This window comes from Komagataeibacter ossonobensis (assembly GCF_057359305.1).
In genome coordinates this window covers 1-5,383 of sequence record NZ_JBXAYQ010000083.1, presented here as the reverse complement: position 1 = coordinate 5,383, position 5,383 = coordinate 1, and the positions used below count along the sequence as shown (strand labels likewise).

General features: G+C 52.6%; 3 protein-coding genes. All 3 read right to left on the bottom strand.

Annotation, left to right across the window (positions count from 1 at the left end; all coding sequences use genetic code 11):
• Positions 1–848 (bottom strand): GIY-YIG nuclease family protein (locus AC1RQ9_RS18430; RefSeq protein ID WP_485988053.1); only part of this gene is annotated, 848 nt, incomplete at its 3' end.
• Positions 841–2,925, bottom strand: a complete 2,085-nt coding sequence (locus AC1RQ9_RS18425; protein ID WP_485988052.1) for a DEAD/DEAH box helicase — start codon at positions 2,923–2,925, stop codon at positions 841–843. The genes AC1RQ9_RS18430 and AC1RQ9_RS18425, both read right to left, overlap by 8 nt.
• Before the next feature lie 3 nt (positions 2,926–2,928).
• Positions 2,929–5,383 (bottom strand): class I SAM-dependent DNA methyltransferase (locus AC1RQ9_RS18420; protein ID WP_485988051.1); only part of this gene is annotated, 2,455 nt, incomplete at its 5' end.

Genomic DNA, 5,383 nt, shown 5'->3' with positions numbered 1-5,383 from the left:
CGATGCTCCGCGATATACGGATTATCTGACAAACTTCTCAGCACATAGATCGTGCCGCTTTCCAGATCATCCGGCTCAACGGTTGTCCCGAACAAAGGTCCGACTGTCGGATCTGTAATCCGACGACCAGCCTCATCCTTATAGAGAGCCCGCTGGAGCGACCTCAGCAGAACATCGCTTTCAGTCCCGTTGTCATAGATAACCCGCAGACGGCTGTCTCTGCGACCGTACTCAGTCTCGAACTCTTCCCCGACATGCGCGACGTAAACCATCTGCCCTTTCAGGATAAAGAATTCTCCCTGCCGAATACCAGCTTCCTGCCCAAAAGGACGTGTTTCCCGCACGCCGGATTTCAGATCCTCCTTCACCAGCACAAACAACGGCCGAAAGGTTTCAAAATCCTTGCAGGGTTCCCGGCTGGCAATTTCTTCCGCTGCCCGCACCTCTGCACGTGATTTCACATGCTTCAGGACAGTAATGGACTCAGCCGCTGGCTCGGCCTCAATGCCCAGTTCAGCCAGAAGCGCATCATCGTCCAGCGTATCGGGATCAGGACTCTCAGCCTCCTTCCCGGAAACACTCAGAAGCCCATGCGGATCTCGCTGTGCCAGCAATGACCGGCATTTTTCCAAAGCCCGGATCCGATCCAGACGCACGGCATAAAGCCGCTCAAAGATATCCCTGTCTTCTCCATGCGCAGGCGCATGCCCGTGTTCCTCATAGAAACGGCAGATATCTTCAAACCCGGCAATAATCCGCTCTTCCTCGGCGGTCAGTGCAGCCTTCTTTTTGGCCTCAAGCGAGACACCAAGTTCGGCCAGAAGCTCTTCATCGCTCAGATCAGCCATTCGCCCGTTCCTCTGCCGTCTTACGCGCCAGAACCGCCACCCCTTCGGCCATCTTACGTTCCCACGCATCGGGAGATGTCAGCTCCGGAAGGCGCCCCCTCTCTTTTTTGAACAGAAGGGCGCGCTTCGCCAGATCTCTTGCCTCTTCAATCGTCAAGGCAATATGACGACCGGCAATGACCTCCTGAACCTGTTTGAGGGTCTCTGCATTCATGCTCTTGGCGAGGATCTTATAGGCTTCCTCAAACGGATTGATCGCATCAATCAGGTCAATATCCAGATCACGGACATTCATGGCGATCTTCCGCATTCCCTCAATCAGGGCTGTATTGCCGCCGATCTTCTCCTCTCCCCCTGCTGCCTGCGTGACCTCTTCTGCTGCTTTCTGTCCCTTCTGGGTCAGATTGAATGCTGCCACGGCATGCTGGCGCACTGCCTCCCGATCCTCATCCGAGAGCTCAGGGTACCGATCCCGAATGATTTTCCCCAACCGGACCTGTGTCAGTTCCTGAGGAGCCGTCTCCTCGTCAAAGAGACCATGTTCCAGGGAAGGTTTGTCCTGCACAAAGGACGCCACAACTTCGTTCAGGTCTTCCCGGCAGATCCGCTGCGCTTCTGGGCTTTTGGGAGAAATCAGCCCTTTGATCTCCATATGGAACTGACCGGTCTGCTCATTGAAGCCAACATTCGTGCCGTTTGGCTTGTAGCCTTCCTCTCCATAGTCATAGCCATCCAGAGGCGTGCTTTCTTCAGTCTTCGGCGTAAACTCGAAACGCGGGGTCAGCACCTGTTCCATAAGCAGGCTGGCGGCAATGGCCTTGAGCATGTCATTGACCGCATCCGTCACTTTTTCCTGGGACGCATCCGGTTCAGCAATCAGGTTGATGAATTCGGCCCGCGTCTTTCCTGGTGCATCACGGGTGGCGCGGCCAATGATCTGAATGATCTCCGTCAGGCTGGAGCGGTATCCGACCGTCAGCGCCTGCTCACACCAGATCCAGTCAAACCCTTCCTTGGCCATCCCCAGCGCAATGATGATGTCCACATGATCGCGGTTGTTCTTCTGCGCCGGATCCTTCAGGGCTGAGACAACCTTGTTGCGCCGCACAGGCTCATCTTCCACCAGATCGGCAATACGCAGCACCCGGCCATCAGCACGACGCACCAGATGAAAGCCTGTCTCTATATCCTCTCCTTCCCAGTCTCCCAGGACGGACAGGATATGCTCGACCTCCTTGTGCTTCTGGGTCGTACTTTCGCGTGAATTGACATTGGGAATATGCACAATCGTTTTGCGCGTGCCGTCCAGAACCCGGTCAATCGCATCCAAGTAAGGACCGGTATAGAAATAATATCCCAGATCCAGCTCTTTCAGATACTGATACCCGTTCAGCTGCTGATAGTAGGTGTAGGTGACTGTCTCGAATTTCCTTTCATCTTCAGGGGACAGCACAGCAACGGCATCCCCACGGAAATAGGATCCCGTCATGGCAATGATATGCGTTTTATCTCGGGCAATCAGCTGATTGAGATAATATCCCAGCCTGTTTTTCGGGTCTGCGCTGACATGGTGGAATTCATCCACCGCCACCAGGCACCCATCGAATGCCGTGATACCCAGTTCTTCCGCCGCGAACCGGAACGTCGCGTGGGTGCAAACCAGAGTCTGATCTTCACTCTTCAGAAACTCACCAACAGCTTTGACCTTGGAGCGCGCGACCTGTCCTTCATCGGACCCTGGCGCGTTGCACAGATTCCATTTCGGCTGGACGATCCAGTCTGCCCAAAAGCCGAATTTGCTCAGTGGTTCGCTCATGAAGCTGCCCCCGATCGAGCGTTCCGGCACGACGATCAGGGCTTTTTTCACGCCCTGATGTGCCAGCTTGTCGAGTGCAACAAACATCAGAGCGCGGGACTTACCTGAAGCGGGCGGTGACTTAATGAGAAGATACTGTTCTCCACGTTTCTCATAGACCGCTTCCTGCATGGGCCGCATGCCCAGCTCATTAGTCATGGCAGACTGACCTGTCTGGCCGGTACGCAGGGAAACAGCAGGAATAACCGGATTGATCGTCATGGCTCAGGCAGCGTCCTTCTTCTTTTTCGTCTTGCCGCCCTTCTTGGCGATCATCTTGCTATAAAGGTCGAACAGCTTTTCCAGACGCTCCGTATCATTGCGGAAGCGCCGACCGATATAGATCCGCTCCAGCACCTCATCATTACGATCATGAGCGGCCCGTAAATTGTCTGGCATTTTGTCAGGATCATACAGATCGGCAATCGTGGCTGGGAAATGCGCCTCGCGCGCCAGAAGAATATCCTCGGCACAACGGGTCAGATCAGCACGGTTCTTTTCTGTCAAATCCGGAACAGGAAAGGTGTTCCAGCCCATCGTATTGGAATATGAAAAATCCGTACGCATACGAACGCAAACTGTACCAATCCACACCCAATGAAGGCGAGAAGCAATCAGGGCCATATTCCAGAGAGGGGCATCGTACAAAGCAAAATTTCTATCTGTAACAATAGATCCAGAACCAATATAACCAACTGGTAAGAAAGATCTATTTTCAGATGAAACACGGGGAACAATTATAAATTTTTCATTTCCTATCTGCCGAACTTCATCAAATTTATAAGGATATTTAGCTCCATCCCTTGTCACAGCCTTCGTACTGCTCGCACGCATGGCAGCTACTTTTTCAAAACGCTCTTTCAAAACTGGAATTTGAAATGCCTCATCCCTCAGATCATTAGGCACCCAAATACAAAATCTCATATTCCCACGAATATATTCGGAAGACCCATAAACAGGTTTGATGAATTTTTCTTTTTGCTCTTCTGTTAGTCTAAGTTGCTCAACCTCGTCCCATGACAGCAGTAAATTCCCACCATCAACTGGTTTATTGCCAAAATCCATCAGAGAAATAGACGAAATTGGCTTGCTGCGCTTCTCGACAACAACATCAGCACCGGAAACCAGATAAGCATTGATATGCCCAGCTTCCTGCCTGATCGTTTTCCCATCTGCTCCGTTTGAGAAGAGAATTTTGGGATGCTCAGAAACAGGTGTAATACCAATGATAGCGACAGTCACACCCGCATTATGTGCCGCCAGATTGGCCCACTTGAACGACGTATGGGCAAAACTGATCTCATAGTTCAGCCCAAAAATCAGAGGCCAGAGAATGGGAACCTGCTGCCCCTGACAGATGGAATTTGTGCTCACAAATGCGCTGGAAGAACCCGTTTTCTGGCCATAATCCGCAGCCTTCATGAACCATCCAGCAACATAATCCAGAGACTTCCAGGATTTCGCACGCTTCCCGAAAATCTGCTCCAGATCCGCCTTCTGTTCAGCTGACTGCCAGGTGCTGCCCTTATACGGGGGATTGCCACAGATATAGGTTTCATAACCTTTCTGAGACGGGCAGACGTCAAACCAGTCCTTCTCCAGGGCATTCCCGCAGATGATATGCCCTGTATCCTTCAGGGGCAGCACATTCAGGCGGGCCTGTTTCTGGTCGATATGGATTTCGTCACTCTGGAATTCTGCGATCAGAAGCGACAATCGCGCGATTTCCACCGCAAAATCACGGATCTCAATCCCATAGAAATTGGCCAGAGGGATGACGGATTTCCGTTCCGCCCGCTCTATCTTCAGCCGGTCATCAATCTCGCTCTGAATTTCCCGCATGTCCTTATAGGCAATCACCAGGAAATTGCCCGATCCACAGGCAGGGTCAAACACCCGAATGCTGGACAGACGCGCTTTCAGGGCATGCAGCTTTTGGGTATTATGACCTGCCTTTTCCAGCTCCTCACGCAGGCCATCCAGAAACAGGGGATTCAGCACTTTGCGAATATTGGGCACACTGGTGTAGTGCATTCCCAGCGCACCGCGCTCCCCGTCATCGGCCACAGCCTGGATCATGGATCCAAAGATATCGGGGTTAATCTGCGCCCAGTTCAGCTCACCGGCACGCAGAAGATAGGTGCGGGCCAATTTGCTGAATTTCGGGCAGTCTGTTGTCCCGGAAAACAGGTTTCCGTTCACATACGGGAAATCCCTGGCCCAAGATTTGACCCCGCCCTTTTCGCGATCGTCATTGCGCGTATCCAGATCCATCGTCCGGAACAGCTCTGCCATGACCTCATGCGTCTGATCCGTGGCCCCTTCCGTCATGGTCTGGATGGTTCTGGTGAACAGATTGTTCAGGAAGATCCCGGTATCCTCGGCAAAAAAGCAGAAGATGAGGCGCGCCATGAAATGGTTCATGTCGTGGCGGCGTTCTTCCGTTGCCCAGTCGGGATTTTCCTTCAGAAGTTCGACATAAAGACGGTTCAGGCGAGACGTGGCCTTAACGTCGATCGGGTTGTTCTTGATCTTCTGGACGGTCGTAATGCCCGCCAGGGGCAGGAAAAACCCGAACCGATCAGCCAGATGCGTGAACACATCTGTAATATGCTCATCTTCCGTGCGGTCTTCCGCCTCAAACGTCACCCCATCCGTGGCCAGCAGAAACCGTGCCTTA